The organism is Pantoea sp. E956-1 (assembly GCF_982223955.1).
The window spans coordinates 59,057-85,696 of sequence record NZ_CEUYZP010000011.1 but is presented as its reverse complement, the minus strand read 5'-3'; the positions used below and the strand labels follow the sequence as shown (position 1 = coordinate 85,696).

Below are 26,640 nucleotides of genomic sequence, written 5' to 3'. Positions count from 1 at the left end.
GTTATGCGATCTCGGCAACGTCAACTTTGGCTTCGATAAATTGCACCATAGCGCGGGTGACGTCAGCAGTACTGGCGGTGCCGCCGACATCTGGAGTCAGAATACCTTTTTTACACACGTATTCGATGCCTTCCATGATCAGCGCAGCGGCGTCGCGTTCGCCCAGATGCTCAAGCATTTGCACGGCGGTCCAGAAGGTCGCAACCGGATTAGCGATACCTTTACCGGTGATATCAAATGCTGAACCATGGATCGGTTCAAACATGGAAGGGAACCGGCGTTCCGGATCGATATTTGCGGTAGGTGCCACGCCCAGACTACCTGCCAGCGCACCGGCCAGATCAGACAGAATATCGGCATATAGGTTGGTGGCAACGATAGTATCCAGCGTCTGCGGATGCAGCGTCATACGATGCGTCATGGCATCGACCAGCATTTTGTCCCACTTCACATCCGGGAACTCCAGCGCTACTTCCGCGGCAATTTCATCCCACATCACCATACCATACCGTGACGCTGGGCATTGGATTTGGTCGCAACAGTCAGCAGCTTACGCGGACGTGACTGCGCCAGTCTGAAGGCATAGCGCATGATGCGCGTGACCCCAACGCGGGTGAAGATTACCACTTCGGTACCCACCTCTTCCGGTAAGCCCCGGTGCGCACGACCGCCGTTACCGGAGTATTCACCCTCAGAGTTTTCACGCACAATGACCCAGTCAAGATCGCCCGGACCACGGTTCCGTAGTGGTGAAGTCACGCCAAGCAGGATTTTGGTTGGTCGCACATTGGCGTACTGGTCAAAGCCCTGGCAAATCGGCAGACGCAGGCCCCACAGGGTGATGTGGTCAGGCACATCGGGTGCTCCCACCGCGCCGAAGTAAATTGCGTCGAACTTCTTCAGCGTGTTCAGTCCCTCTTCCGGCATCATCACGCCATGTTTTTTGTAGTAGTCTGAACCCCAGTCAAAGGTCTCAATATCAAACTTCAGCTGAGGTTCGCGACGTGTCAGCGCATGTAGCACCTCAACTCCGGCTGAAATGACTTCCGGACCGATACCGTCGGCGGGTATGGCTGCAATTTTGTAGTTACGCATAGTTACTTCTTCAGTCAATGAGGATGAGGAATCTCTGTCGTTTGCGGTTTATTTGCTCTAGCAGAAAGAATCAGGACAATCAGAGCTGAGAGAGCCAGCAGTCCCGCGACAAAGTAGAGACCCCAACTGTAGCTGCCGGTTTGTTGACGGATCACGCCTATCATAATTGGGCCGACAAAACCGCCGAGATTGCCGATGGAGTTGATAGTAGCGATGCCCGCTGCCGCTGCCGGTCCGCTGAGAAACACGGTTGGCATGCATGCTACACAGTGGAGGTTTCGATGCGCTGATACCTACGGTGACCAGCGTTAAGGCGATAATAACGGAGAATAGCGTGCTAACGTTACCGGCGTAAATCAGTCCGGCTGCTGCCAGCAGACAGGCGCCAATCACATGCCAGCTGCGCTCTTTAGTACGGTCGGAATGACGTGCCCACAGGATCATGGCGATAACGCCTATGACAGCCGGGAAGGCGTTAAGGAAACCAATTTCAAGCGATGATGCACCGAAGCTGCGGATGTTTTGCGGCGACCATATGCCAAGCGTGTACAAGCCAGCGGATGTACCGAAATAGACCATTGCCAGTGCCAGTGCCAGCACGCGCTTATCCGCCAGTCTTTGCCATGCGCTACTGTGGCTCTGTTTTGCCGCACGTGCCAGCTCCTCGGCCTGCATGATGTTTTCCAGCCAGGTGCGAGCCGGGCGGTCAGTAAGGTAGAACAACACGACAACGCCGAGCATCAGCGTCGGGACGGCTTCCAGTAAAAACATCCACTGCGGGCTGGAAAAAGTGTAGCAGTATTAGGTGCAGCTATTTAGGAAATATAATTAAATTAAAGAGTAATTAATTTTTATGAAGGTAATCGCTTAGGATTTAAAAAATAATATTGCCACATGAAATAGAAAGCAAATAAAAAAAAGCCCGCAGCATGCGGGCGAAGGGCACGTATTAGAGTCGCTATTTTTATGGCATTATAAAATCGCCTTTCCAAAAAAATTATACATTTATGATTTATGATGTCAACATGAAAAGCAGGTATAATTTTTTGAATAAAACCAAGAATATATATTTATAATATAAATATCTAGTGGAATAAATTAGATTCCCCCAAAATTAGTTAGAAGCCAAACTATATTTAGCTTCTGCCTTAATAGTCAAACCGGTACAGATCATCAATCTATGAGTCGATAGGTACCACCATACGATAAATAGTATAAACATTTACTAAACCTTGCCGATAACAATGATAGTGCAATAAGATACTGAGTTATCCAGTGCACTTATGCTCCTGTTAAACATAAAGATTTACACATTAACCCCTGCATCATTGTTGATGTCTTACACTTGAGAATCAGTATGAATAATATAAGAATAGGAGTTCGGCTTGGTGCTGCCTTCGGTTTTATGGCGCTACTCGTCATGTTTATGGTGCTGATCGGCATCGTAAAAATAAGTTCTCTCGGAAAAGCTACCGATGAAATATCTGGTAGTCGGTATGTAAAAGCCTCTACGTCCCTTTTGCTGCGCTATTATACATCTGATATGAGCCGCCTTGCTCGAAACGCTATTCTTTACAGCGACATTACCCTTAGAGAAAAATCCATCAGAGATTATCGTGGGGAAAGAAACGAAGTAGATAATCTCATTAGCCTCATCGATAAACAGGTAAGCTCACCTCAGGGAGAGGTGATTTTTAATCGCCTTCAAGCCCACGCTAAGCTCTTCTTACCATTTATTGATGAAGTGGTAGCACTCGCACAACAGGGAAAAAGTGAAGAGGCTACAAAGATGCTTTTTGGTTCCCGCTACAAGTCTCAAAATAATTTTATGGAATCACTGAAAGAAATGCAGACCTTTCAGGAAGGACGTATGAATTTCGCTGCTGTTCAAGCGCGTGATGACCGTTCCAGTGCCATAATGATTTTAATTGTAGCTGGCGCAATTGCTCTACTTTTAGCGACGGTATCAGCCTGGTTTATTACGCGGAGTATTACGCGTCCCCTTAAGGATGCCGTTGAAGCTGCACAGCGCGTTTCTCGTGGAGACCTAAGTTCCGTGCTCCATACTGACAACCGGGACGAAACCGGTAAACTGTTGTCGGCCATCGGTGAAATGCAAGACTCACTGATTAATACTGTGAGTATAGTTAGAAATAACGCTGAGAATGTGGCTTCAGCCAGCACCCAGATTGCTCAGGGTAACGCTGACCTCTCTCAGCGCACTGAGGAACAAGCCAGTGCGCTTGAACAGACTGCAGCGACAATGACGCAATTAGGTATGACAGTTAAAAATAATGCCAATAACGCCCGTCAGGCAGGCCAGCTGGCTGTAAGTGTCCGCGATGTAGCCAATAAAGGTAGTGAAGCGACAGTTGCCATTACTGGCACAATGAAGTCAATCAGCGAAAGCTCAGGTCGCATTGGTGAAATAACTGCTGTTATCGACAGCATCGCTTTTCAGACGAACATCCTTGCACTGAATGCAGCCGTGGAAGCGGCCCGAGCCGGTGAACATGGCCGGGGCTTTGCTGTAGTAGCTAGCGAAGTCAGGTCATTGGCGCAGCGTAGCGCTGCAGCTGCGGGGGAAATACGTCAGCTGATTGCCGCCAATGCAACTACTGTGGGACACGGTAATAAACTGGTAGTGCATGCTTCTGAAACCATGTCCGGTATTCTCTCGGCGGTTAGTAAGCTGGCGGATACGGTTGAAGAAATTAATTCTGCAAGTGCCGAGCAGGCTCGCGGAATTGAACAAGTCGGCATTGCCGTTATAGAAATGGACACAACAACTCAGCAGAATGCCTCGCTGGTTGAAGAGTCGGCCGCCGCCGCCTCAAGCCTCAGAGAACAGGCAGAGCTTCTCCTCCAGGCAGTATCTGTGTTCAGCTTAGGCAAACATGGAGCTGCTGCTATTCAAGTGCCTCCAGCCTTAGTTAGGCCGGGAATACATACTGAGCTCGCCAAAGGCCACAAGGAAGTCGGGAACGACGGCTGGACACAATTCTGATGACTACACAGCGCCTCTCATTGGCGCTGTGTGCTTGAGTGATCTATGTGCAGCGATTTCAGCTGTCTACGACAAGTCATAACTCTATATAAGTGCTGACTCTCCAAAAAGATTAAATAAATTATGATGTAACCTCAAGCTTGCTCTGTGGATTTTCCTGAAAGCAGATAAACCTGTGCTGCAGTACAGTCACTATACATAAAGCGAGGTTTTAATGAAATACGCCCTGCAAGCCGCAGATCCGACGGGACATTTCAGCAGACACAATTTGCTATTTACAAAGCTAAGGGCAGCTAATGGGTTAATCATTGAGGACCTGTTCATAATGGATTAATCAATAACCATAAATTAATTAAGATAATATCTTTATCAATCACTTTGATGGTGAGTACTTGTAGTTATTAATATAGCTCGTCAGTCGCGTGTAGCAACTTCCCCTGCAATGTGAACTTATTTCAATGCAATTGACTGGCAAAACCTGAAAAGTAGTGTCTGTTTTGCAGGGCATTAGGCAATGATATTCGCTGAATTATGAAAGAAGGCCGGCAGAAATAGCTTTATGCCAAACTTGCTAGCAAGCTGAATTGTCTCTGTCAGCTCAGCAACGAGATAATATTTGCTCAAAAAGACTTCTTTAGTGTTCAGCAGATAATTCTCACCATTAAACTGCAACATATTAACTATGATATTCTGAGCGAATCTGAACGAAAAGGAGGCATATGGTAAAACTGCGTCCAAAAGTACCGGAACTGTTTGTTAGTAAAAACAATCTTGAAACAGGCTTTGCTGAGAATGGGCATCAGGTCATACCGTTTACAGATTGCACCACCACAGATCTTCTGTCAGTTGATATTGTGCTAAACGTTTAAGGTAATCATTTCAATATAATCATTGAGTTATAAAAAACTTAAACTATGCCAATCATAAATTTTCAACCCTAGATAATTCACTTTCAAGTAAAACATTACATAAATATTTATTTATTTATTTATTTATTTATTAACATGCTGCCATAATAGAAATGGCAATAAATATAACTTTTCGTTAATTTCAATCCAGTTAAGAGCTTTTATTTAGTTAGATGAATACGTGTTTCGCACGCATGCTTCGATATAGTAGAAGTGTTAATGAAAATCATATTAATAACAGTAATTTTTCAAATAATAAAACGCGCTCACAGAATTTAACTTTTGAAGCAATTGGAAACATGAGAGTTTATGAAAATATTTTATTTCTTTCATTGGCCTCTCTATTTTCGCAATTATACCTTCCGTTCAACAAATATTTTATTCACTCGTGATTCCTTAATAATTAAAACGAATTTAATGTAATGGCGAACAAAGTCAGAGAGCATCCCAATCCATGGGCATCTTATTATATGTTATTGCGTAGTACAGTCATGATTACTTGACCTACCAAGCTCATCCGGTAATCGTGCTTTACTGGGGAACAGCACGAGGCCATGCAAAAGAACATTATTCCAAGCTTTTATAATGATGCAGCTGCTGCTTTTGCTTTGGCTATCGACTGGCGAATCAGTGGGGATAATGCCAGGTCCGCAAGAGCTGCGGACATTCTCACGCAGTGGGCAGATATGCTTAAGGATATTGATGGAATTTCAGATAAGTTTCTGGCTTAGGCCTTACATGGGTACCAAATAGCTGTTGCTGCTGAAACACTAAAGGCATCTACAGCATTTACTTCGTTAAAAAAAAAGGAAGTAAAAAACATGCTTCTAACTGTTTTTCCCGGATGAACTAAGCGTTTCTTAAACATCATAATGGCGCAAAGAAAAATTACTCTGGGCTAACTGGGATCTATCCAACATCGCTTCACTAATGGCAGTAGGCATATTTACTGACAGGAATGATCTTTATGGGGATGCGAAGTACTACTACATTCATGGCAATGGAAACGTTACCATATGAATGCGGCCTCGAAAATTTACTCTGAGGGTCTTGTACAGTAGCATGAAAGTGGTCGGGATAAGGGGTATTCGCTTCTTGGTATTGGCCTGACCGGGATCATATGTCAATTAGCCTGGAGCCAGGGTGATGATCTCTTCAGCTCATACAATAATCGCCTGCTAAGGGCCGCCCGTTACGTTGCTGAATATAATTCAGGTCGCCGCATACCATTTACATCTCACCATAATATTGATGTGGTTCAGAATTCTATCTTCGATGAAAGCCGTGGAAAAACCGCGCTATAGGGACTCTTATTTACGGACATTATGTCAATACAATGCATCTAAAGGCACCAGAAGTAAAAAATAATATGGACAAAAATGGACTTGAAGAAGGTTATGTAAATTATTGCTTCACGAGTGACGGATACGATCAACTTGGATATGGAACACTAACATCCCTTAAATAACAATCTAAATGCATCATATTTTCTATCTCTTAAAATTTCAAAAGAGTTATAAAATTTTGTAGTGAATCAAAAGGAATTCAAAAAAATATAAATTATAAAATAGGTAATTTAATTTCAGTCGGTTAATCTGCGTACTGCACAATCACAAATACCGATATTACCGAAGGTAATTCTTCAGATACAACTTCCAGATCAGGAAAGAGGTGTGTTTTACTATCCGAAAAAGTACATTCAGGATATTTAATATTCCCCTTCGCTGACGCATACATATCGAAGAACAAAGCATAAGGATGTCTTCAAGCGAAGTATAGTACGAGCCTGTAAGGTTACGGCTAAAAATTAAGTTTAAAAATAAATAAATGACCAAAATAATTGGAAAAGATATTTAATTGACACTCTTAATTGAATAAATTAATTACGACCGTCGGAGATAGTTACTAAGGTATTATAAAATTTATGCATACAGAGAATTGCTCTGCCAGTCATAACGATCTCAATCAGCATAATTTCATCTGTTGCTCTGACCCGTTCAAGAAAATCTTTATCCAGCAAATAGGGCGTGAGCAGACGATATGCTTTTTGCAAATGGATGAAATTATTTATAAATGTGCCCGCATGCTTGTCTTTTCCTTCGCTTAACTGCAACAGAAGCGCATCTGTCTGATTCTTTAACTTTCTGAACTCTTGATAATTTTTATCCACTTTATTATTCCTCATTCAAACTAAATGTCAGCAAGAACTACTTATAGACTAATAAAACGATAGTACATAAAAAACGATGTTAGTTATTTATAAAATAAATTATTTGTAACCTCATTCATATTTCAGTTAATTTTTTAAAAAAAATTTTAATACATACACTGGTTAAATTAAAGTGGTGATAATTTGTAAATATTTCTATCGTTTAGTTCTTACATGAACTTTCAGCAAAAACACCCAATGTTTCAACAAGATTTACTAACATATTTCCATGCATCCTGAAGGCCAACGGTGATGACGGAATATTGTAATAAATCACTGAATCATTATCAGACAGATAGTTTTCAATGTTATTATGTTTTCACTCAGAAAGTCGGTCACGCTAGCTAACTCCTATCTTAGATGCCTTATACTCTTCCAGGCAAGAATGCTTTTGGCTGGTAAGTTGATGCATCAAACTAAACATAAGCTGATAATCCAGGGTTAACTAACCATTTTTTATTATAATTCATTGGGTTATAATTCTGCATGCACCTTCACTATCCATTAATTTGTATTGAATTTTCAAAAAAAAGCATACACATGAAAAATATAAGAACAACGATGTAAAACTGTATTGGACTGAATTTACACAATCATTACAATGAATCAGGTTTAATTTTTATAAATTAGAGGTATATATTTATTTTTCGAATAAAATCGAAGGTTTTCTTTAATTTGACTTAATTGCTTTTTATTTTTAAATTAAAATTAAAATATCCTACCAATCATATTAAATTGCATATAGATTACGGAGTGGTTAATAATATTACAGGTGTGAAAGTAATGAACCTTAAGGATCTTGAATACTTCGTAGCCCTAGCTGAGAAACGAAGTTTTAGTAAGGCAGCAGAATTGTGTAATGCATCGCAACCCACTATCAGTAACTCGATTAATAGGATGGAAAAGGAGCTTGGCGCTTCGCTTTTCAAACGTTCAACAAGGACAGTTGCTCTAACAAAAAAAGGAAACGAAATACTCGCTTATGCGCATTCAATACTGGTCTGTATGAGAATGATAAGGGATGTAGCCAGTACAGATGCTTTGCTCAACAGATGCATACATCTGGGAATAACGACATCTATATCACATTATCTGTACTTACAGGTCGTTAACACGCTGGAGGGTCTTACTGAACGGCCTGTGAAGGTTCACGAAATTAAGAAGGAGAGTTTCAAAGCGCAGATTGATTCCGGAGAAATTCATTGTATTCTTTCTGCCTGTGACGATAGCTTCTCCTTGTACGAAAAAATTCTGGTTGCTGAATTCACGTATGTGCTCGCGGTCAGCAGCGAAGATGCACTGGCTGAAAATACTGAAATTAATTTAGCTGACTTGAAAGACCGTATTGTTTTAGGTATTCAGGATAGTAACTGTCTGGATACTTCACAGAACAGGATCTTAGTCAATCATGACCTTAATTTTAAAAAAGACCTCATATACTCTACCACAGAAGTTCTTAAAATGGCACTTCTGAAAAAAAAAGCTGTTGCTTTAATACCAAAATATGCAGTTAAAGATGAGGAAGAGATAAAATACATTCCACTCCGGGGGACGTCAATAAATAAAAAATTATATTTGATTTATAGAAGTGACACCCCAGAAAGAAATATTTTTGCCAAGCTTGCTGCCGAAATAGGAAAAACCATTATGCGTGTCTGAAAAAATATTTTAAAAAGAAAAATATGGATTTTATGCTATCCCGCTCAAGGGTTAAAAAAAAGCCCGCGCTTTTGCGGGCGAAACTTACACACATGCGGATAACAGAAAGCCTGAGGACTTTTAACCTCGACTTCTGAACTTATTATATCTTTAGAAAAAATATTGTCAAATTAAACTGGTTATTACCTTTTTAAATAAATTTTCATTCATTAAACAAATTGTAAATAAAAACTTTGTAGCAAATTTATTTAAATTTTGAAGATTCTGTCAGTACTCATCACTATTTGCCTATTGACTGAAGTAAGTAAATTATTTTTCTGCATAAGTAGTTTATTAAATTTATGCATGATAAAGATTCATATAAGACCATGAAAATTCGATAATAATCATTGCGCGCTGAATTTACTTTTTTTGTTCAGCCTGCAGTTTGATTTATGATTGGGCGCGTCAGTCGTGTTTGATCCTAATCATTGCTTAAGCTTTCTTTCATCTTCAGTGACCTGCCCCCAAGATTAGATACAACCTTCAGTTAGTAATGTCGGTTGGTTGACCCGCTCCCCGTATGTGATCCATTCATAATCAGGAATAATCGGCTTCATTCTGGCTGCATATTCTGGCAACCGGCAGATTTTTCGGCAAATTCGGAGGGCGTCATCCAGCCCAGTGCAGAATGGGGACGGCTCTGGTTATAGTGTATGCGCCAGGCCTCGATTTTGCACCGTGCATCCTCCAGAGACATGAACCAGCTCTCGTTCAGACACTCCTGGCGCAGCCTGCCGTTGAAGGACTCCACCGTCGCATTGTCCGTCGGCCTTCCGGGGCGTGAGAAGTCGATACGGATACCCCGTTCATACATCCACCTGTCCAGCATTTTCCCCGCAAATTCAGAGCCGTTGTCGGTTTTCAGCAGCTGAGGTAACGGACGCCTGAGCGCTATGCTGTTCAGCATTTCTGCCACTTCTGTTGAGCGCAGATTCTGCCCCAGGCATTCGCGGGTGTACAGGTCGATAACCGTCAGCAGGCGCAGTCGTCGCCCGTCAAATAACGCATCAGAGACAAAATCCATGCCCCAGACGTGATTCGGATACAGGCCCTGAGGCTGCGGCTGTCGGCGCTGAGCGGATTTATTGCGGCGTGGCCGTTTGAGACGCAGTGACAGCCCCTGTTCGCTGTAAAGCCGGTAGATCCGTTTGTGGTTATCGCGCCAGCCTTCCCGCCTGAGCATCACGTGTACCCGTCGATATCCGTAGTGAATTCGCGTTTCAGTGATCTCACGGATACGCAGGCGCAGCGCGCTGTCATCGGCAGCAACTGGACGATACCTGAACGAACTGCGGCTGAGCCGCAGCGCATAGCAGACCTGTCGTTCGCTGGCACCGTACCGGGCCTGTAAATCCCTGACCCATTCGCGCAGGCGTGCCAGCGTCAGCTCTTTTTTGCCAGCACGTCCTGCAGCATCGCCTTGTCGAGGCTGAGATCGGCAACCAGCCTCTTCAGCCGCAGATTTTCCTCTTCCAGTTGCCGCATGTGTCTGAGTTCGGAAGGGGAAATTCCGCCGTATTTCTTGCGCCAAGTATAAAAAGTGGCATCGGAGATACCCAGTTTGCGGCAGACGTCCGGCACTGACGTACCCAGTTCAGCCTGCTTCAGGGCAAAAACAATCTGCTCTTCGGTGAATCGTGACTTTTTCATCAGCACATCCTCCGTTCAGGGGAGTGTTTATCATGCCGGAATTCTGTTTCTGAATGGAACAGGATTTTGGGTCAGGGTCATGGTTTTTCTTCATATTTCCCGTTTCGCCAGTCCGCTGCAAATTCAGCTGGCGTCGGGTAATCCAGCGATGAATGTGGACGGCACTCGTTATAATCCTGCCGCCAGTCATTAATCGTTTTCCTGACGTGAACAATATCGCTGAACCAGTGTTCATTCAGGCATTCATCCCGAAAGCGACCGTTGAAACTCTCAATAAATCCATTCTGCGTTGGCTTGCCCGGCTGGATTAAGCGCAGCTCAACGCCATGTTCAAAGGCTTATTGATCGAGCGCGCGGCAGGTAAATTCCGGGCCCTGATCGGTTCTTATCGTTGCAGGATAGCCACGAAACAGCGCAATGCTATCCAGAATACGTGTCCCCTGAACGCCTGTAATCCCGAATGCCGTGGTGATCGTCAGGCACTCCTTCGTGAAATCATCCACGCAGGTCAGGCACTTAATCCGGCGGCCGCTGGCAAGTGAATCCATGACAAAATCCATCGACCAGGTCAGGTTCGGCGCATCCGGGCGAAGAAGCGGAAGCCGTTCAGTCGCCAGCCCCTTACGGCGCCGCCTGCGTTTTACACCCAGACCGTTAAGGTGATAGATGCGGTAAACCCGCTTGTGGTTGACGTGAAAGCCCACCCGACGCAATAACTGCCAGATGCGCCGGTAACCAAATCGGCGGCGTTCAAGTGCCAGCTCTGTGATACGTAAAGAGAGCTGCGCGTCAGCAGCCGGGCGCTGAGCCGAATAACGGCAGGTTGAAAGTGACAGACCGGCCAGCCTGCAGGCACGGCGTTGCGACAGACCCGTTGTCTCACACATGGCTTCCACGGCTTCCCGCTTCTGGTCTGTCGTCAGAACTTTCGGCCCAGAGCCACCTGAAGCGCCTCCTTATCCAGCATGGCTTCAGCGAGCAGCTTCTTAAGGCGGGCGTTCTCCTCTTCAAGTGACTTGAGCCGCTTCACTTCGGGGACTTCCATGCCGCCAAACTTCTTGCGCCAGGTGTAAAAGGTGGCGTCTGAAATAGCATGCTTACGGCAGAGTTCCCGGGCAGAAACGCCGGCTTCAGCCTCGCGGAGAATACTGATGATCTGTTCGTCGGAAAAACGCTTCTTCATGGGGATGTCCTCATGTGGCTTATGAAGACATTACTAACATCGCGGTGTATTAATCAACGGGGAGCAGGTCAGATCTCTTCATTAAGCTTATTCATTAATGACGGGTTAAGGCAAGTCTAATGCCCAGCGCAACAAAAGTAGCTCCTACTACGAGATCCAGCAGTTTTTGCATTTTGATATTTTTTGAAATGGCTCCAGTGGCGCCACTGGCCATAATTGCAAACATACTATCAGTAAGATATGCGATAAGCGCGTATGTCAGGCCCAGTAAAAGGAAAGACTCTGCATGATGTTTGCCTTCAGGCAAGACAAATTGTGGAAAAAAGGAAATGAAGAAAAGGAGTACCTTCGGATTTGTTAACGTTGTGATAAAGCCCTTAGATAACAGACCGTACGCATTTGTCTTCGGACTTATCTTAGCCTCAGCGTCGTCTTCCATATTTTTATCTTTAAACGTTCCGAGAATCATTTTCCCGCCCAAGTATATCAGGTAAGCCCCACCAACATATTTTACCGCTGTAAACATCACCGGAGATGCGGCAAGTAGAGCAGTGAGCCCTATTACGCTTGCAATTGCATGGGCGCAGCTGCCTAGCGCCACGCCAGTAGCAGAGATGATGCCAGCACGTCGGCCGTTTGCTACGCTCTGACCAATTACATAGGCCATATCTGGTCCCGGTGTGACCGATAGCAGAAAGACGGAAAGAGCAAACAGTCCAAAGTTAGTGATATCAAGCATGATTCCCTCACAAGATTTGAAGTCAGATGACTCAATTTACCGGGATGGACTTCTGATTACTACTCCAGGGATACTCTTGCCGCGGTCAGCAGGGTGATCGATCCGAATGACACGGCTATTATAGGGTACACCAGCGCGGTCAGTCCGGACCTGATGACGAGCAACCCTCAAAAGGTTATACGGATATCGCCACGCATGAATCTGGACATAGTTATGCTCCTCAGTGTCAGGGGGCACCCCTGTGGTGCCGTGACCACCACAAAGACGGGCGTAAAGCGGAGCAGGCAGGGGCGGACGCGCAGGCCGCACGCACCGCCGGAGCGGACTGAATGTCCCGCGCACGGCGGGGAACGGGTGAGCAGGACGGCGAAGCTTCCCTTGCAGGCGAAGCGGCCCGGCTACCGTGAGGGCACGGCACTTTGCATCTGCCGGTTTCCGGCCGCAGGACGGGAAGCGGCAAAAGAAGCGGAGCGAAGCGACATCCTTATGCCTTACTGAAGAGATGCCGCCAGTCGGGGCGGCATCGGGTGAAAATATCAGGGCCGGTAATCTTCCCACCGGCAGTCGCTGCGGTCACAGATGACGGGTGCATCCGGCGAACCACTCACCTGCCACTCATCGAGGAACCGCAGTCCGGCCAGCGTCTCTGCCTCACTTTCCTGAAGCAGAACGATGCTTTTGAGCCAGACGCTGCCACGGTTAAACTGCCAGTAGCAGCCCTGAGAGCAGACAGGGCGTTCGGGTGGCCACCAGTTTTCGCCCATCCGTTCGCATGCGGCTTCAGCCAGCGTAAAGTCCTGCCCGCTGAGCAGCATGTGGTATTCGTGTGAGGTGCTGCCTGTCTCTTCCTGATAACTGACCAGCCAGATGTTCATTCAGTCTCCCTCCGGGCCTTCACGCTTTCTGCACAGTCGCGCATAAATCCCCAGCTGAGACTGATATCAGCATCCAGCGTCCTGTCCGCCAGTTCGATCGCTGCAGTTACTTCACCGGGCGTAAGTTCCGGGTCAATGTCCTCAAAGTCGTCCGCCATCCAGATGTGAGCCACGCACGGCGTATCCGGGGCAAATCCCGACAGGCTGGCCATCAGGCCCGCCAGCGTAAGTTCTCTTTTCATCATCCTGTCCGGCGGGGCTTACCCCGCCGCCTCCCCTCAGCCGCCAAAGTGTCCGATGTTGTTTACTATCCAGTCCGGTCCGGTCACGCACGTAATACCGTCCTCATCCTCTTCATCCCATTCCAGCTGACTGCTGAGGCTGTCAGTCAGTTCGCCGTCGCTGTAAAGGTCGAACCCGCAGAAACTGCAGCCGCTTTCCGCGTACCAGTGCCCGACAGTCACACTAAAACGCCTGCTCAGGGCTTCAAATACCCGACCATGCGGCGGTGACCAGGGGGTATCAAAGTCCACTTCCAGAAAGTCCGGCCCGCAATCACCCACCTCCAGTGCGTAACCCACCGGCCACTTCACGCCGTACTGCGCGATATAAAACTCATAGCCGCCCGGAATCCCGTCCAGCAGGCCACCGTTGAAGCCATTGATTTCCACATCGAGACGGGTGGGCAGCAGAAGGCGCATGTCAAAATCAGCCGCACCGTCCGCAACGGCACTGCTGTCACCCGTGCGGCTCCAGAATTCACTCACGCTGTCCCCGCTCATGCCTGACCAGTCGTAATGCTTACGCTTCCATAAGCTATTCATCACCGCCCTTGCCTGCTCATCCAGCGCCTCCCACGTCCGGCTGCGGAGTCCGGTGGCCAGCCACAGGTCGTGCAGCCGGTTACAGGTTTCGTCCGACAGTGCTGCGCCGTCGCGCAGGTGCACGAGCCACTGCGTAAAGGCGCGGTTTTCCGGGGTGTCTTCACCCTGCCCCGCCGCCGTCAGCACCGAATAAGGCACATACGTTTCGTCCATCACCGGACGCAGCAGTCCGGCGCAGCCCGCCAGAAAAAGCTGAATACCCTCTGCTTCCGCCCGCGCATACAGCGGCCGCACCCCGCCCGTCATCAGCGCCCGCACCTGACTCACGCTCTCCGCCAGGCCGGTCACACGCAGCCTGTTTGCACACCAGTTCGGCATAACTCTCTCCTCAGTCAATGGTTGCACGGCCTCACCTGCGCCGTGCCGCCACAGCAGCCGGGCGTAAAGCAGAGCAGGCACGGGCGGAAGCGCAAGCCGCACGCGCCGCCGGAGCGGACTGAATGTCCCGCGCACGGCGGGGAACGGGTGAGCAGGACGAGCGCCAGCGTCCCTTGCCGGCGAAGCGGCCCGGCTAACGTGAAGGCACGGTGCAGGCCCTGAAAGAGAAAAGAGAGTGGCTGAGGGAAGGGATTTCCGGCGTCAGGCAACGCTGGCGCGCCGGTTAAAAGCGGAGCGCAGCGATGGCCTTTATGAAAATGACGCGGTTCAGCAGCAGAAAAGGGGAACGGAACAGGCAGAAAGAATGGGAAAGGCCGGCCCTGTCACACGTATGTCACAGGCACATGATGAACTGCCGGCTCTGCTGAAGATGGTATGCGTAAGATGAATCACGCCCCACTGCATTTGCCCGTCCGGTTTATCCCGGGCGGGCTTTTTTCTGTTCGCCACGGCCGCTCAGCCGCGGCTGCAGTTCAGTGCGGCACCGGACCAGCCGTTATCAGACTGCAGGTCAGATTCAGAGCGCGTCCACAGGGCCTGCCGGTTCAGCCAGAATCCGGGCGAATGAGATACCCTGCCCAGCTGGTCCGCCAGTGCCGGGGTCACCGGCAGCTGACCGGCCAGAAAGGCCCGGGCGGCGTCACGGTCCATCCCGCTGCGCCTGCACAGCAGTTTCATGGAGATGTGGTGCTCTGCCATAAGGTACGCCAGAAAGCGGGCAGGAGAAGTGAGATCATCCATAAGTTTCCTCTCAGGATAAAGCGTCAGAAAACATCTGAATGCAGCATAAATCGGCCCGATCCGGGCGAACACGATGAAACAGCAAAAAAACGTGCCTTTACACCGGAGCCCGCCACGCTCGCCGCAGTCACGGCTGAGGCGTACCGCAGCAGCGCGAGGAACGAACAGCCGTGGCGAGGAAGCGTCATTTCACCGTCGCCGGCTGAGACTGCTTACGCTCCTTTCCCGAAAAAGACAGGGGGATCAGTGGATCCGGAAGTCTATCTGCATGCTTTCCATGCCAGGTGCTACTCAGAGCGCAGCTGAAAGCAGACGCTTATAAATACTTTCCACTATTTATCAGAGGTATAATTCTGCTTTCTCTCATCACCGCTTTGCTTTTTCTTGCCAGATAAATTCCGCCCAATAATACTGTATATAAAACCAGTCAATTACAGAGGAGGAATTTATGCACGACTTACATACCGCACCTGTCCCGTCACCGACGTTTTCTTCAGGGAGCGTCCTGTGAAACCCGCCGCGTACGGCTCAGGCCTTATGCTGCTCTGGCCCCCGGTTTTCACCCCGCGGGTACGCGTGCCCCTTTACGCTGATCCCTGTGCAGCAGGCTTTCCCTCACCCGCCGCAGACTATGTTGAAAGTGAACTTGACCTCAACGAGCTCTGCATCCGCCGGCGCGCCTCCACGTTTTTTGTGCGCGCCAGCGGCAACAGCATGCAGGAACTGGGACTGTGTGATGGCGACGTCATGGTGGTCGATCGCGCAGAAGAAGCCTCTCACGGGGACATCGTCATCGCCGAGGTGAACGGCGAATTTACCGTCAAGCGGCTGCAGCTGCATCCCCGTCTGGCTCTCCTGCCGATGAATCCGGCCTACTCCGTCATTTATCCGGATGAACTGCAGCTGCTGGGCGTCGTCACCTGGTTCTTCAGCAGTACAAAAGCGCGCAGGAGGTAGCTATGGCGCTGCCTATGTTCGGACTGGCGGACGTCAACTCGTTCTATGCAAGCTGCGAGTCCCTGTTCCGGCCCGACCTGCGCGGTAAACCTGTGGTGGTGCTCAGCAATAATGATCTGAGTGGTGAGAAACGTTAGTTAATTTGATGCTGTTCATGTCAGCAGCTCTGGAGTGTTGTTTGGTCTGCTATGAGCGAAGAGCTGACGCCCCTGTTGAAAGGTGAAGATGAATTTTATAAGGATTTCTTCATAAATATCCGGCTTGTACCTTCCGGCTCGCAGCCAATACGCCCAAATTCCTCCCAACCGTGCTTTTTGTAAAAATCAGGAGCCTGAAAGCTTATCGTATACAAAAATGCAGCTGTGCAGCCCCTTCTCCGCCCTTCATCCTCGAAACGGTTGAGGATATCTGTACCAAGCCCCATTCTCCGCAGCTCCGGTGGAAGATAGAAAAGATCTATAAAAAGGAGACCCAGTGACGAACGTCCTTGCATTCCTCCAAGTACTTCACCAGTTTTAGTTGATTTTATTAATACAGATAATGGTTTACGGTCACTTATTCCCGTCATTAAATCGTTGAAATGATTAAGCCCTTCTTCAATAGGTAATGATTGTTCCGCATCAGTGTTTTCACAAATCTCAAAACTTATCTCTTCAACCGAGCCATTCATTTCAAAAGTCCTATTTGCTGGATAAATAACTGTTTAAATTTACAGTTGTAGAGTCGAATTTCAAGCCTTTTATTTTCTGCTTTGCCTTTCCGCTGTACAACGGAGGCATCAACGTCCGCTGTTGGCACAAGCCGGACATTGAGTCCGATTGAGCCTGCCTGCTTGAGGCGAACGAGTCTGGCGAGCAGTGCGCAGCCAGCCCTGAATGCCGCTGAGAGTGATACAGATATTAAACAGCACTGCGCCGCCCGGCGTAGCCGGTTACAGGCATATACATCGCGCTGCCACAACATACCTTCCTCTGATCGGCTTAAACCAACTCCCAGCGACAGCCATAGCACTTAACACGCTAGCCGCTAACTTAAGTAAGCCACCGATACAAAACACATAGTAAAAGTTAGTAGTTAAATACTTCTTAAAATCATTAGCTTGTTAATAACTAATTGTTAGCTTCATTCAGATACAATGATGGCTGCGTCATCGCCCGCTCGGCGGGCGCCAAAGCGCTGGGCATCAAAATGGGTGCACCGTGGTTTCAGATAAAGAATGAAGGATATATTGAAAAGATTCATGTGTTTAGCTCGAATTATGGGCTCTAGTAAGTTAAGTGGAATGCAACATTGTGTGAGTAAACTTTAATCAGTAATAATGCTGCCAGAGGTGAACGCAATGCTGATTCCACCGGATGAACATTTCCTGTTACTGGCCGAGCGCTGGCTGAAACTGTTATCCAATCTGGGACGAGCGCAGGCTACGCTCACAGCCTACCGCAGTGCCCTCTGCCATTATTTTGCGTTCTGCAGCCAGCGCAGGATCGAACCTCTAAAGGCCCGGTTTGAAGATCTGGCCGCTTACATCAGCCCTCAGCTACCCGGTATGCCTTTTCCCGCGGCCAGCGCCACGCTCCAGCTCCGCCTGTCTGCGATTCGCCTCTGGTATGACTTTCTGATGTATCTGGATCTCTGCACCCTCAATCCGCTTCCCCGCTCCGGCACGCCTGGCATGCCGAGTGCCGGTCGGGGGCTGGTTCCCCGCCTCGTGAAGCTGCCGCATATTCCTGACGATGCGCAGTGGCAGTCTTTTCTCTTTTATGCCGCCGCTTCACCGCTCCGTGACCGCCTGATGCTGGCATTAACCTACTACGGCGCGCTGCGGCGGTCTGAAGTCACCTCGCTGAGTATCGAAGACTTCGATTTCGCGCACCGTCTTATCCGTATCCGGGCAGAAACCACCAAGAGCCGGCGCGAACGGATAGTCTGTTACAGCCCGGCAGTAATGCCCGTGCTGGCAGCTCACCTCATGCAGATGAAGCGGACCGGAATTGCCAGAGGTGCCCTGTTCCGTTCCAGGTCCGATCGTAATCAGGGTGCGCCACTTACCATCTGGACCTGGAGTAAAACGGTACGGAAATGGGCGCTGGAATCCGGGATGCCGGATATCTCAACGCATACTTTCCGACACCTGCGGCTTACACACCTGGCCCGCGCAGGCTGGAAGCTGCACGAGCTTGCCACCTATGCGGGACACCGCGACCTGGCCACGACACAGATTTATATTCATCTTTCTGGCAGGGATCTTGCTGCCAGAATGGCAGGAGCGATAGAAATGGCAGACCTCAGGATGGCGAACCTTATTTTCTGCGCGGAGAAATAGCATGAGCCCACACACACCGATTGAAAACAGCTGGCGTCCCTTCGACATGACTGAATACCGGCTTGAGACGTCGCTGACCTCCGCTGAACGGACGGCGCTGGTCAGCTCCCACAGCCGGTCCGGTATATTACGGATGAAACCTGCGCCGGACCTCATCAGGCCCCTGACGGACATTGCTGCCGGAAGCGGATGCGGCAGCAAAATCACCGGGCTGGTGATGGCCGGATTGCTGCGCGAAATGCATTCAGCCGGCATGCCCTGCTGGTGCTGGCCTCAGGCACGGTGGCAGACGCTTTGCCGGGAAGTCAGGGAGGGCCGTCCGTTAATGGCCGCCTTTGCCTGGCATCTGGGAGGTCTGCATGACCCGCTCAGCCTGCCCGATATCCGCAAACCCGCGCTTTATGCCTCTGCCATTTTTGGTCAGACTTTTTATCATCAGGAGCTGCAACGGCTTACCGATACGCTGACGGCGCTGGGTTATGCCCCGGCCAGCCAGAAAAATCACATATCAGGCATACTCGCAACGCTGATGATAGTAAACAGGGATCCGCGGCTTGAGACATTTACGCCGGACCTGTTGTGGCAGGTCCAGTCCGGCATGGACGCAGGGACCTCCCGGTATGTCGGGCGGGTTTCACATGGCCTTGCCGCGCTGGGAATTATCAGCGCCCCTATGAGGATGCGAAACTATACAAAATGGTATGAAAAACCGGTGGAAGGAATCGATCCGGCCTGGGTACACTGGTGCCGGCGCTGGCGGGAAACGTCGGTGCTCAGGCCGCGCACCCGTGAAAGCCAGTACAGCTTTATTCTGCGCTGCGGCCTCTGGCTGACGAAGGAGCATCCGCAGGTTCGGGAACCGGCAGACTGGACGATGGAAACGTGCGCCAGCTTCATCGCGGCGGTAGGCCGGATGAAAGTGGATGAACTCCAGCTGGGCACAGAAAGGGGCACCCGCAAATCGGTGCGCTCCGGCGAACCCATGATGCCGCATTCCAGGGCGCATTTTATCTATTCACTGCGCCGTTTTATGATTGATTACGAAAACTGGGGCTGGGGGCGCCTGCGCTTCAGCCCTGCCCGCCATCTTTCCACACCGGATACGTCCCTGTTCCGTCGCGGCGTCAACCCCCGTGTTATTGACGATCCGGTCTGGCTGAAGCTCATCTGGGCCAGCATGAATCTGCGTCAGGAAGACCTGCTCACTGAAATACATTATCCGCTTACCATGCTGCAGGCGATGGCCGTCATCTGGACCCATGCGGGGGTGAGAAAGAGCGAACTGCTCCGCCTGACAACCGGGTGTATCGCACCACAGGCGGACGATATCGTGAAGGACGACGGCAGTATTATTCCGGCAGGATCCCTGTGCTACCTGCATATCCCTGCCGGAAAAACCTCAAAAGCCTTTGTAAAACCCGTGGCGGCCGTGGTGAAAAAATATGTCGATCTCTGGCTGGATGAGCGCCCGGCAGAACAGGCTATGCTAGCCGACGAGCGGACCGGTGAGAAAGTCCGGTTTCTGTTTCAGTACCGCGGTAAGCCAGCCGGCGGTGACATTCTTAACCGTACGGTGATACCGATGCTTTGCACACGGGCGGGCGTGCCTTCAGAAGACAGCGGCGGAACGATAACCAGCCACCGGGGACGGGCATCAGCGGTAACCGCACTTGCCAGCGTACCGCAGGGCATGTCGCTGTACGAACTGATGCAGTGGACGGGGCATTCAACGCCTCAGTCCACCATGCATTATCTCCGTATCCGCCCGACGCAACTGGCCACCTCGTTCGTCAAAGCAGACAGGGTCGCTCACATGATCAGCGTGCTGATTGATCACGATCCTGAAGCCGCCATCCTGACCGGACCCGCTACATATTATGATTTAGGCGATTCGTACTGCACGAATCCCTTCTGGAGCAGCTGTAACACCAGATGGCCTGTATCGGCTGCGATTTCAACCTGCTGAAGGACAGCGCGCGCGGGCTTATACTGGAAAGCAAAGCCTCCGTCAGACGTTACCTTGAAGAAGTTCCGCTCACACCTGATGAGAGAGCGATCGTGGAACAGGACGCAGAGAAAATAGAGCAGGCTCTTGAAAGACTGCCCCTTAAACCCGAAGGGTAAAAAGGACCGCTTTGTGCCAAAAGCGGACCTTGCACTCTTGAAGGGCCTGTTAGCAGGCATTTGGAGCAAATGTTATGTTTGCTTTTGTCTATAGGTATAGATATCAGGCCTGGTGATGGCCCACGCGAAGTTTTTCTGATTTATCGGTTCATAGCCAAACTTTTCATAAAGCCAGGACGCAGTTGTTGTGAATAAGAACACTCTACGAAGCTTTTCAAGCAGCGGATGGTTATGAATACATTCCATAAGCCACCTTCCCAGCCCGTCGCCCTGATGCTCCTCAAGCACATACACATCACAAAGGTACGCGAAAGTAGCATAATCTGTTATCAGGCGTGCAAACCCTATCTGTAATTCATTATGATAAATGCCAAAGTTAAGGCTGTTCTCTGCTGAAGCAGTGACGGTTTCCAGATCGATACCTTTTGCCCATGTGGATCTCGTCAAATACTGATGCACAGCCTGTATATTCAACTTTTCATTGTCTGTACTAATCAGAAAATCATTCATATGCCATTCATGTATCGCTGAAATGCTCACTTTTCACACCTGTCCAAATGATGTAGGGGGAATTAACCTTATCAATCTCTGAAAAAATCACTAAGGCACAACGTCCGCTTTGGCACAGCGAACCATCCACTTGTGCTTCAGGGTAGGTTAAATGATCCTTCCATCACAATAACGGTTTTTCCTCCCACCCTGACGGACGGTATTTCTGACGTGCCGTCATAGCCTGAATACAACACGCTGGCCCGTCCCATGTCTACGCCCTGGCTTACCCGGAGCGAGAGCACTTTCTCATTGCGAAGCTGTGCCAGCAGGGCTGTCACTGCTGCTGTCGCACTTCCTGTCGCCGGATCTTCGGTCATTCGCGGAGTAAACATGCGGGCATGCATATCACACTGGTCTTCCGGAGCAATTTCCAGAGTATAGGCATAAACAGAAACCGCACCATCGAGAGGCAGAACAGTCCGGAAACCCTGTAAATTTGGTACGCAACGGCGAAGTGCATCCCGGGTTGCGAGCTCGACAACCAGAAAAGGCAAACCAACCGAGGCGACAAGAGGCATATGCATTTTTGTCCGAATATCACTGGTTCCCAGAGAGAGGCAGGCGGCTACCTTTTCCGGGCTGACTTCTGTGCGGCAGGATAATGCTTCAGGCACAAGAAGTTCTGCACCGGTGGCCGCCTCATTTTCTTTAATAAGCCTGACCGGTACCAGCCCGGCAGCCTCTTCGAACAGCAGAATTTCAGGCAACGACCTGCCATTTAGTGTGGCCTGATTTGCCAGCACAAAAGCAGTCCCCACGTTAGGATGACCAGCGAAAGGAATTTCACGAGACGGCGTAAATATACGGACATGAGCAGTATTTGAGGAATCTTCAGGGGGCAATACAAAGGTCGTTTCACTGTAGCCAAACTCAACGGCAAGTAACTGCATTTGCTTAGTGGTCAGTCCCTCAGCATCCAGAACGACTGCAACCGGATTACCGCTAAAAGGTTTGTCAGTAAATACGTCTGCAATCACATAGCGTCTTTTCATTAGCACCTTCATGAGTTTATATTCTATAAAAATGAGTAATTATTCAGTATCTCTGTTATTTTTTATCACGCTGTATATATTAGGTACAGATACTTATGCTTTGTACAGGGTGAACTTCAATAAATTGAAGAGGTGATTTTATGCTTATCCGGGTGTTGAAAGAGAATGATGTACAGACATGGAAAATGTTGTGGAACAGTTATCTGTTTTTTTTGACCAGAAACGCGCTCAGCGCGTTTCAGTGGGGCTCGTAACAGATGTTATGGCAATAACATGATCGAGACGATGCGAATTGCAACGATTAGTGATGCCGAGGCCGTTACGAAACTCACAAGAATGGCTTACGCTAAGTGGGTACCCGTGATTGGCCGAGAACCTCTTCCGATGAAGGCGGATCACGCCGCATTCATCCAGAAGAACAGAGTCGATCTTTTGTTCTCTGGCCCAGATTTGGCCGCGCTCGTGGAAACAATTCAGCGCAAGGACGATATCCTGATTGAAAGCGTTGCCGTTGACCCGCGTTTCCAGAAGCGCGGTTACGGAATAAAGATGGTGGCTCATGCAGAGCAACTGGCCGTTCAAGCCGGTTTAGATGTCGTACGACTTTATACGAACTCATTGTTTGAAGTGAACCTTCGCCTCTACGCATCATTAGGTTATCACGTTGAACGCACTGAAGAACGAAACGGTGGCTTAGCAATCCACATGCTTAAGCGCGTGCCCTAGCAGCTGTCCTATGCGATCAGACGACTCGTGTGTCTGGAACCGCAGCCTCCAGACCACGATGCATAACCCGGCTGTAATGTTCACTCCGGGTGGTTCAGCAGATTACCAGCAAGTACTGTACATCGCCCGGACGTGAACGGGGCACGTCCGCTTTTCGCTCATAGCGGACCATAGCTAAATGTCGGTTCGCTTTCTGCCAGAAGCGGTCATTTGAAACATCTACATGCATTAATCTTTAGAGAAAAGCTCTAACTGCGTAGCTACACAGATGCGGCAAAATCATCAAGAACTCTTTTTAAGGGGTTGAGCAGGGATATTGCCGGAAACTTCCCGTTCGCTGCAGAATTGCGCCGAGGCGCTCTGCGGGGGGCGGCAAAGTGGTCTTTTGTTAAAAGCTACTGAGTAGTTCTCTCACTCTTGCTTTTTATTCCATTCGGCGTAAGTCAGCGTAAACAGCATGCTGGCGGGCGTATTTCTCACATCATGAATGTCCTGTACATACCTGAGTCCGGCATTCACCAGGACTTTCTGCGATGCTAGGTGATTTGCTCTTACTAGTGCAGAGATTTCAGGCAGTTTTAGCTCACCAAACCCGTAGTTGACAGCATGATTAGCAAACTCTGTCGCCAGTCCTTTCCCCCATGACTCAACAGAGAACCGATATCCCAGATTATTAATAGCGGTATCGGCATGAATACGGATGCTCAGTCCGCCAAAACCGATGATTCTTTCAGGATTATCCTTCAGCGAGATAGCCCAGTTTCCGAAACCGGAATCTTTCCAGTGTTTAATCCAGCGAGCTAAAACATCGCGGGCATAATCAATATCAGGATAGGGGCCTGCTGGATTAAACGTATTCGTGGCAGGATCGCCATAAATTCTGAAAAGCTCATCTGCGTCTGAGCTGATTACAGGCCGAAGATGCAAGCGGGAGGTGATTAGCCGCAAAATTTCTCCTGAGCGTTTCGATTTATTCAATGAGTTATCTCGCTATTTTTATAACCATAAATCTCAGGATTAACAATATGATTGTTACGTCTATTTGGCAGGATTTGCCCGCCGCCATTTGACGTCTGCTTCTCGCTCATAGCGGACAGTCCCCTGACGTCAGTCCACTCTGTGCCAGAAGCGGACTATTAAAGCCGCAATGCCATTACCTTAAGCTTATTGTAATTGCTGTTGTCTCAGCAAACAGGCATTGCGGTCATGACCTGTCCCCGGTATTGATTTTTAATAGTTTATATGAGCTGTCCTTAGAAATTATACTTGTCGTTCACTGCTCAATTTTCCTCACTCAGGGTGAATTTTTATGGCTCTTGAACCAGAAATTGCAGGTCTTGTTAACGACTTCATCTCTGCTGGTCGCCCGTCATCGCGCAGTCAGACACTCCAGGAACGTCGGGATGGTTATGTCGCAAGCACAGCACTGGCTGGTAGTACTGAGACACGCGTAAATATTGAAGACATGATTATTGACAACATACCGTTGCGTATTTTCTCGCCATTAAATGAAAAGAAAGTGTTACCTACGGTTGTCTATTATCATGGTGGCTGTTTTGTAAGTGGTGGTTTTTTAACCCATGAAAATCAATTGCGGCAGCTTGCTTTCCTGAGTGGCTGCCGTGTCGTTGCTGTGCAGTGTCGTTTAGCGCCAGAACATACTTATCCTGCCGGGCATGATGATGCAGAATATGCCGCTAACATGGTATGGAAACACGCACCTGAGTTGGGAGTTGACCGCAATCATATAACATTAATGGGTGACAGCGCGGGCGGACATCTTGCCCTGATAACAGCGTTGCGAGTGAGAAATTCAGGAGAGTGGTTACCCAGACAGTTAGTACTCATTTATCCTATGCTGGATGCAACAGCATCGTCTGACAGCTACACGTTAAACGGCAGTGATTATGTGATAACTCGTGATACGTTGATTAGCGGTTTCGAAGCCTATTTTCCCCATACTAATTTTAGCCACCCCGAAGCCAGTCCGCTATTCCGTAACGACTTCTCGGGACTGCCGCCTGTACATATTATTACAGCGGAATATGACCCCCTGTGCGATGAAGGTGAAGCCTTGTTTGTTCGTATGACAAAGCAAGGGGTAAAGTGCACGGCACAACGCTATCTGGGCGTCATTCACGGCTTCTTTCAGCTTGGAGGCATTAGCCAGACAGCACGTAATCTGATGCGGGATGTATGCTCCCTTATTCGTTCAGATAACGAACACTGACAGACTGCTTTTTCATCATGTTATTACCTTCTCGGTAAAAAAGAAAAATAGAAAATAAAAGTCGGACGTTATGCTTGTGTCCGCTTATCGCTCATAGCGGACTTTAATGTCTTAACAGCGTAACCACTGCTTTTACCAGGCTGGACGACGTTACCTGAACTCGTTTCGGGTAACGTCGTCAGCAGGCAAGCCGCGAAGCGGTGCGACAGCAGAAGTTAATAGTTACAACACCCTAAAACATTCTAACCACTTCACCCCGCTTCAACCCCTCCCAATTAATTTTCATTTTCGGGTAATGAGTTAACGGCTGACCCGTCCAGCCGGATTCCGCATCCTTACCGCACCAAACAACCACTGGAGGTGCATATGAAATCTTATCGCCCGGTAGCCCGACTTTTTCTGTGTGGCGGCGTGCTGGGCCTTTCATCTCTCACGGCGCTGTCAGCTCAGGCATCTGAAAAGGATGAGCTGGCGTCCGCCCAGCGCATGATCGTTCAGGTGCAGGCGTCGCTGGAGCGTGCACGGGTGGCCGCCGCCCAGGAGGATAACGCGGAGCGTGGGCGCTACTTCTTTGACTACCAGCGCGCTAACGCCGACCTGCGCACCATCAACGCCGGTATCGATCGTTACCTTGAGCCTTCCCGCGCTCAGCCACGCGATCTATCGGGCGTAGCCGGTAACTACCGCCGGGAACGCCCCTGATGGCGATGACCGCCGCGCAGGAAGCGGCCTTTAAAGCCGCCTCAGGAAATCTGGAACCCAGCGGGATGCACCTGCTGTGCCTTGGCCTGCTGATTGGCTTCCTTTTTTTCTGGGCAGCCTGGGCCATCGTCGACGTCTGGTCGGGCTGGTCCGGGGATCGCGTTAAGTCAGCCGCCATGGGCAGGGCCGTGGTCCGCACGGTTTTATTGTTAGTCGTAAGTATCTGGATGTTTTGCAGTTAACCCTTAATCAACCCAATACAGGTGAAATCATGTCTAAATTTTCTTCCGTTCTGTCCCGCGTTTCCGTTAAGGCCAAATCCGCCTGGGCACGCCTCTTCACCGCGAGCCTGCTGAGCGCGTTTGCCGCCGCCCCGGCCCTGGCCGATCTGCCTCAGGTTGAGGGGCCAACCTCAAGCGGCGCCGGCACCGGCCTGATGGGCACCCTGAGCGGGCACGTTGCGGACGGCCTCGTGCTGGGCGGCCTGGTACTCTGCGGCTTTGCCTTCTTCAAAGTGGCCGAGGCAAGCCTGGTGACGTTCGGCGAGGTACGTAATGACCGCGCCTCCTGGACCAAATTCGGTTCCATCGTGGTGGTGGGGATCGTTCTGCTCGTTGCCGTTATCTGGCTGCTGGGCAAGTCCTCCGAAGTTATCAGCTAAGGA

The 26,640-nt window shown here is 49.2% G+C and carries 22 protein-coding genes and 6 pseudogenes; 14 read left to right on the top strand and 14 right to left on the bottom strand.

Annotated features, from left to right (window positions below; translation table 11 throughout):
- Window position 1: 1 nt before the first annotated feature.
- Both AC0T7J_RS20975 and AC0T7J_RS20970 read right to left on the bottom strand, forming a co-directional pair.
- Window positions 2-1,095 (bottom strand): annotated as a pseudogene (locus tag AC0T7J_RS20975) (tartrate dehydrogenase).
- A gap of 14 nt (window positions 1,096-1,109) precedes the next feature.
- A pseudogene (locus AC0T7J_RS20970) lies at window positions 1,110-1,872 on the bottom strand (MFS transporter); the annotation flags it as partial.
- Between the two features lie 580 nt (window positions 1,873-2,452).
- On the opposite strand from AC0T7J_RS20970, the gene AC0T7J_RS20965 reads away from it, so the two are divergent.
- The 3 genes from AC0T7J_RS20965 to AC0T7J_RS20955 all read left to right on the top strand — a co-directional run bounded on the left by AC0T7J_RS20965 (window position 2,453) and on the right by AC0T7J_RS20955 (window position 5,741).
- A complete protein-coding gene (locus AC0T7J_RS20965) occupies window positions 2,453-4,102 on the top strand; it encodes a methyl-accepting chemotaxis protein (protein ID WP_473796673.1) in 1,650 nt (549 codons plus the stop codon).
- Between the two features lie 719 nt (window positions 4,103-4,821).
- A complete protein-coding gene (locus AC0T7J_RS20960; protein WP_473796670.1) occupies window positions 4,822-4,971 on the top strand; it encodes a hypothetical protein in 150 nt (49 codons plus the stop codon).
- 593 nt (window positions 4,972-5,564) lie between these two features.
- Window positions 5,565-5,741: a hypothetical protein gene (locus AC0T7J_RS20955; RefSeq protein ID WP_473796667.1), complete on the top strand. Its 177-nt coding sequence runs from the start codon at window positions 5,565-5,567 to the stop codon at window positions 5,739-5,741.
- A gap of 1,148 nt (window positions 5,742-6,889) precedes the next feature.
- On the opposite strand, the gene AC0T7J_RS20950 is transcribed toward AC0T7J_RS20955, so the two are convergent.
- Window positions 6,890-7,180 (bottom strand): hypothetical protein, encoded by a 291-nt coding sequence (locus tag AC0T7J_RS20950; protein WP_473796664.1) that lies wholly within the window; start codon window positions 7,178-7,180, stop codon window positions 6,890-6,892.
- An 822-nt stretch (window positions 7,181-8,002) separates the two neighbouring features.
- On the opposite strand from AC0T7J_RS20950, the gene AC0T7J_RS20945 reads away from it, so the two are divergent.
- Window positions 8,003-8,878, top strand: coding sequence for a LysR family transcriptional regulator (locus tag AC0T7J_RS20945; protein ID WP_473796661.1), 876 nt, complete (start codon window positions 8,003-8,005; stop codon window positions 8,876-8,878).
- 595 nt (window positions 8,879-9,473) lie between these two features.
- On the opposite strand, the gene AC0T7J_RS20940 is transcribed toward AC0T7J_RS20945, so the two are convergent.
- The 7 genes and pseudogenes from AC0T7J_RS20940 to AC0T7J_RS20910 all read right to left on the bottom strand — a co-directional run bounded on the left by AC0T7J_RS20940 (window position 9,474) and on the right by AC0T7J_RS20910 (window position 15,370).
- A protein-coding gene (locus AC0T7J_RS20940; protein WP_473796659.1) for an IS3 family transposase occupies window positions 9,474-10,570 on the bottom strand; the annotation gives its coding sequence in 2 pieces (ribosomal slippage) (window positions 9,474-10,309 and window positions 10,309-10,570; 1,098 coding nt in all).
- 77 nt (window positions 10,571-10,647) lie between these two features.
- Window positions 10,648-11,753: pseudogene (locus AC0T7J_RS20935) on the bottom strand (IS3 family transposase).
- A gap of 94 nt (window positions 11,754-11,847) precedes the next feature.
- Window positions 11,848-12,492 (bottom strand): LysE family translocator, encoded by a 645-nt coding sequence (locus tag AC0T7J_RS20930; RefSeq protein ID WP_473796656.1) that lies wholly within the window; start codon window positions 12,490-12,492, stop codon window positions 11,848-11,850.
- Window positions 12,493-13,028: 536 nt separating this feature from the next.
- A complete protein-coding gene (locus AC0T7J_RS20925) occupies window positions 13,029-13,367 on the bottom strand; it encodes a hypothetical protein (RefSeq protein WP_473796653.1) in 339 nt (112 codons plus the stop codon).
- Window positions 13,364-13,609, bottom strand: coding sequence for a hypothetical protein (locus AC0T7J_RS20920; RefSeq protein ID WP_425028380.1), 246 nt, complete (start codon window positions 13,607-13,609; stop codon window positions 13,364-13,366). The genes AC0T7J_RS20925 and AC0T7J_RS20920 overlap by 4 nt, the downstream gene beginning before the upstream one ends.
- A 36-nt stretch (window positions 13,610-13,645) precedes the next feature.
- The gene (locus AC0T7J_RS20915; protein WP_473796650.1) at window positions 13,646-14,569 is read right to left on the bottom strand and encodes a DUF1281 domain-containing protein; all 924 of its coding nucleotides are present in this window, start codon (window positions 14,567-14,569) and stop codon (window positions 13,646-13,648) included.
- Window positions 14,570-15,085: 516 nt separating this feature from the next.
- Window positions 15,086-15,370 carry a helix-turn-helix transcriptional regulator gene (locus AC0T7J_RS20910; RefSeq protein WP_473796647.1) on the bottom strand — a complete coding sequence of 95 codons (285 nt, stop codon included), beginning with the start codon at window positions 15,368-15,370 and terminating at the stop codon, window positions 15,086-15,088.
- Window positions 15,371-15,907: 537 nt separating this feature from the next.
- Between AC0T7J_RS20910 and umuD the strand changes: the two genes are divergently transcribed.
- The gene (gene umuD, locus AC0T7J_RS20905) at window positions 15,908-16,327 is read left to right on the top strand and encodes a translesion error-prone DNA polymerase V autoproteolytic subunit (protein ID WP_425012993.1); all 420 of its coding nucleotides are present in this window, start codon (window positions 15,908-15,910) and stop codon (window positions 16,325-16,327) included.
- A gap of 14 nt (window positions 16,328-16,341) precedes the next feature.
- Window positions 16,342-16,443: pseudogene (locus AC0T7J_RS20900) on the top strand (Y-family DNA polymerase); the annotation flags it as partial.
- A 116-nt stretch (window positions 16,444-16,559) separates the two neighbouring features.
- Here AC0T7J_RS20900 and AC0T7J_RS20895 read toward each other — a convergent pair.
- Window positions 16,560-16,997 carry a GNAT family N-acetyltransferase gene (locus tag AC0T7J_RS20895; RefSeq protein WP_159870772.1) on the bottom strand — a complete coding sequence of 146 codons (438 nt, stop codon included), beginning with the start codon at window positions 16,995-16,997 and terminating at the stop codon, window positions 16,560-16,562.
- Window positions 16,998-17,461: 464 nt separating this feature from the next.
- Between AC0T7J_RS20895 and AC0T7J_RS20890 the strand changes: the two are divergent.
- The 3 genes and pseudogenes from AC0T7J_RS20890 to AC0T7J_RS20880 all read left to right on the top strand — a co-directional run.
- Window positions 17,462-17,593, top strand: a pseudogene (locus tag AC0T7J_RS20890) (DNA polymerase V subunit UmuC); the annotation flags it as partial.
- A gap of 73 nt (window positions 17,594-17,666) precedes the next feature.
- Window positions 17,667-18,650 carry a tyrosine-type recombinase/integrase gene (locus tag AC0T7J_RS20885; protein WP_473796642.1) on the top strand — a complete coding sequence of 328 codons (984 nt, stop codon included), beginning with the start codon at window positions 17,667-17,669 and terminating at the stop codon, window positions 18,648-18,650.
- Between the two features lies 1 nt (window position 18,651).
- Window positions 18,652-20,774: pseudogene (locus AC0T7J_RS20880) on the top strand (tyrosine-type recombinase/integrase).
- Window positions 20,775-20,846: 72 nt separating this feature from the next.
- Here AC0T7J_RS20880 and AC0T7J_RS20875 read toward each other — a convergent pair.
- Entirely contained in the window at window positions 20,847-21,314 is a 468-nt protein-coding gene (locus AC0T7J_RS20875; RefSeq protein ID WP_473796639.1) for a GNAT family N-acetyltransferase, read from the bottom strand.
- 107 nt (window positions 21,315-21,421) lie between these two features.
- Window positions 21,422-22,318: a PhzF family phenazine biosynthesis protein gene (locus tag AC0T7J_RS20870; RefSeq protein WP_473796636.1), complete on the bottom strand. Its 897-nt coding sequence runs from the start codon at window positions 22,316-22,318 to the stop codon at window positions 21,422-21,424.
- 273 nt (window positions 22,319-22,591) lie between these two features.
- Between AC0T7J_RS20870 and AC0T7J_RS20865 the strand changes: the two genes are divergently transcribed.
- Complete coding sequence (locus AC0T7J_RS20865) at window positions 22,592-23,044, top strand: GNAT family N-acetyltransferase (protein ID WP_473796633.1); 453 nt, start codon at window positions 22,592-22,594, stop codon at window positions 23,042-23,044.
- 411 nt (window positions 23,045-23,455) lie between these two features.
- Here AC0T7J_RS20865 and AC0T7J_RS20860 read toward each other — a convergent pair whose 3' ends face one another.
- On the bottom strand, window positions 23,456-23,992 hold the full coding sequence (locus AC0T7J_RS20860; RefSeq protein WP_275103466.1) for a GNAT family N-acetyltransferase: 537 nt from the start codon (window positions 23,990-23,992) through the stop codon (window positions 23,456-23,458).
- A gap of 361 nt (window positions 23,993-24,353) precedes the next feature.
- On the opposite strand from AC0T7J_RS20860, the gene AC0T7J_RS20855 reads away from it, so the two are divergent.
- From AC0T7J_RS20855 to AC0T7J_RS20840, 4 genes are all read left to right on the top strand, one after another.
- Entirely contained in the window at window positions 24,354-25,274 is a 921-nt protein-coding gene (locus AC0T7J_RS20855; RefSeq protein WP_473796629.1) for an alpha/beta hydrolase, read from the top strand.
- 366 nt (window positions 25,275-25,640) lie between these two features.
- Window positions 25,641-25,976, top strand: coding sequence for an integrative conjugative element protein, RAQPRD family (locus AC0T7J_RS20850; protein ID WP_187493239.1), 336 nt, complete (start codon window positions 25,641-25,643; stop codon window positions 25,974-25,976).
- Window positions 25,976-26,218, top strand: a complete 243-nt coding sequence (locus AC0T7J_RS20845) for a TIGR03758 family integrating conjugative element protein (protein WP_110412171.1) — start codon at window positions 25,976-25,978, stop codon at window positions 26,216-26,218. Before AC0T7J_RS20850 ends, AC0T7J_RS20845 begins: the two co-directional genes overlap by 1 nt.
- A 29-nt stretch (window positions 26,219-26,247) precedes the next feature.
- A complete protein-coding gene (locus AC0T7J_RS20840; protein WP_258996256.1) occupies window positions 26,248-26,637 on the top strand; it encodes a TIGR03745 family integrating conjugative element membrane protein in 390 nt (129 codons plus the stop codon).
- The last annotated feature ends 3 nt before the right edge of the window (window positions 26,638-26,640 follow it).

Excerpts from the sequence above, each read along its gene's own strand:
- AC0T7J_RS20870 (WP_473796636.1), bottom strand. The coding sequence starts at position 22,318 with ATGAAAAGACGCTATGTGATTGCAGACGTATTTACTGACAAACCTTTT.
- AC0T7J_RS20910 (WP_473796647.1), bottom strand. The coding sequence starts at position 15,370 with ATGGATGATCTCACTTCTCCTGCCCGCTTTCTGGCGTACCTTATGGCA.
- AC0T7J_RS20855 (WP_473796629.1), top strand. The coding sequence starts at position 24,354 with ATGGCTCTTGAACCAGAAATTGCAGGTCTTGTTAACGACTTCATCTCT.
- AC0T7J_RS20865 (WP_473796633.1), top strand. The coding sequence starts at position 22,592 with ATGATCGAGACGATGCGAATTGCAACGATTAGTGATGCCGAGGCCGTT.
- AC0T7J_RS20955 (WP_473796667.1), top strand. The coding sequence starts at position 5,565 with ATGCAAAAGAACATTATTCCAAGCTTTTATAATGATGCAGCTGCTGCT.
- AC0T7J_RS20840 (WP_258996256.1), top strand. The coding sequence starts at position 26,248 with ATGTCTAAATTTTCTTCCGTTCTGTCCCGCGTTTCCGTTAAGGCCAAA.
- AC0T7J_RS20895 (WP_159870772.1), bottom strand. The coding sequence starts at position 16,997 with ATGAATGGCTCGGTTGAAGAGATAAGTTTTGAGATTTGTGAAAACACT.
- AC0T7J_RS20915 (WP_473796650.1), bottom strand. The coding sequence starts at position 14,569 with ATGCCGAACTGGTGTGCAAACAGGCTGCGTGTGACCGGCCTGGCGGAG.
- AC0T7J_RS20945 (WP_473796661.1), top strand. The coding sequence starts at position 8,003 with ATGAACCTTAAGGATCTTGAATACTTCGTAGCCCTAGCTGAGAAACGA.
- AC0T7J_RS20960 (WP_473796670.1), top strand. The coding sequence starts at position 4,822 with ATGGTAAAACTGCGTCCAAAAGTACCGGAACTGTTTGTTAGTAAAAAC.
- AC0T7J_RS20930 (WP_473796656.1), bottom strand. The coding sequence starts at position 12,492 with ATGCTTGATATCACTAACTTTGGACTGTTTGCTCTTTCCGTCTTTCTG.
- AC0T7J_RS20965 (WP_473796673.1), top strand. The coding sequence starts at position 2,453 with ATGAATAATATAAGAATAGGAGTTCGGCTTGGTGCTGCCTTCGGTTTT.
- AC0T7J_RS20845 (WP_110412171.1), top strand. The coding sequence starts at position 25,976 with ATGGCGATGACCGCCGCGCAGGAAGCGGCCTTTAAAGCCGCCTCAGGA.
- umuD (WP_425012993.1), top strand. The coding sequence starts at position 15,908 with ATGCTGCTCTGGCCCCCGGTTTTCACCCCGCGGGTACGCGTGCCCCTT.
- AC0T7J_RS20885 (WP_473796642.1), top strand. The coding sequence starts at position 17,667 with ATGCTGATTCCACCGGATGAACATTTCCTGTTACTGGCCGAGCGCTGG.
- AC0T7J_RS20920 (WP_425028380.1), bottom strand. The coding sequence starts at position 13,609 with ATGAAAAGAGAACTTACGCTGGCGGGCCTGATGGCCAGCCTGTCGGGA.
- AC0T7J_RS20925 (WP_473796653.1), bottom strand. The coding sequence starts at position 13,367 with ATGAACATCTGGCTGGTCAGTTATCAGGAAGAGACAGGCAGCACCTCA.
- AC0T7J_RS20850 (WP_187493239.1), top strand. The coding sequence starts at position 25,641 with ATGAAATCTTATCGCCCGGTAGCCCGACTTTTTCTGTGTGGCGGCGTG.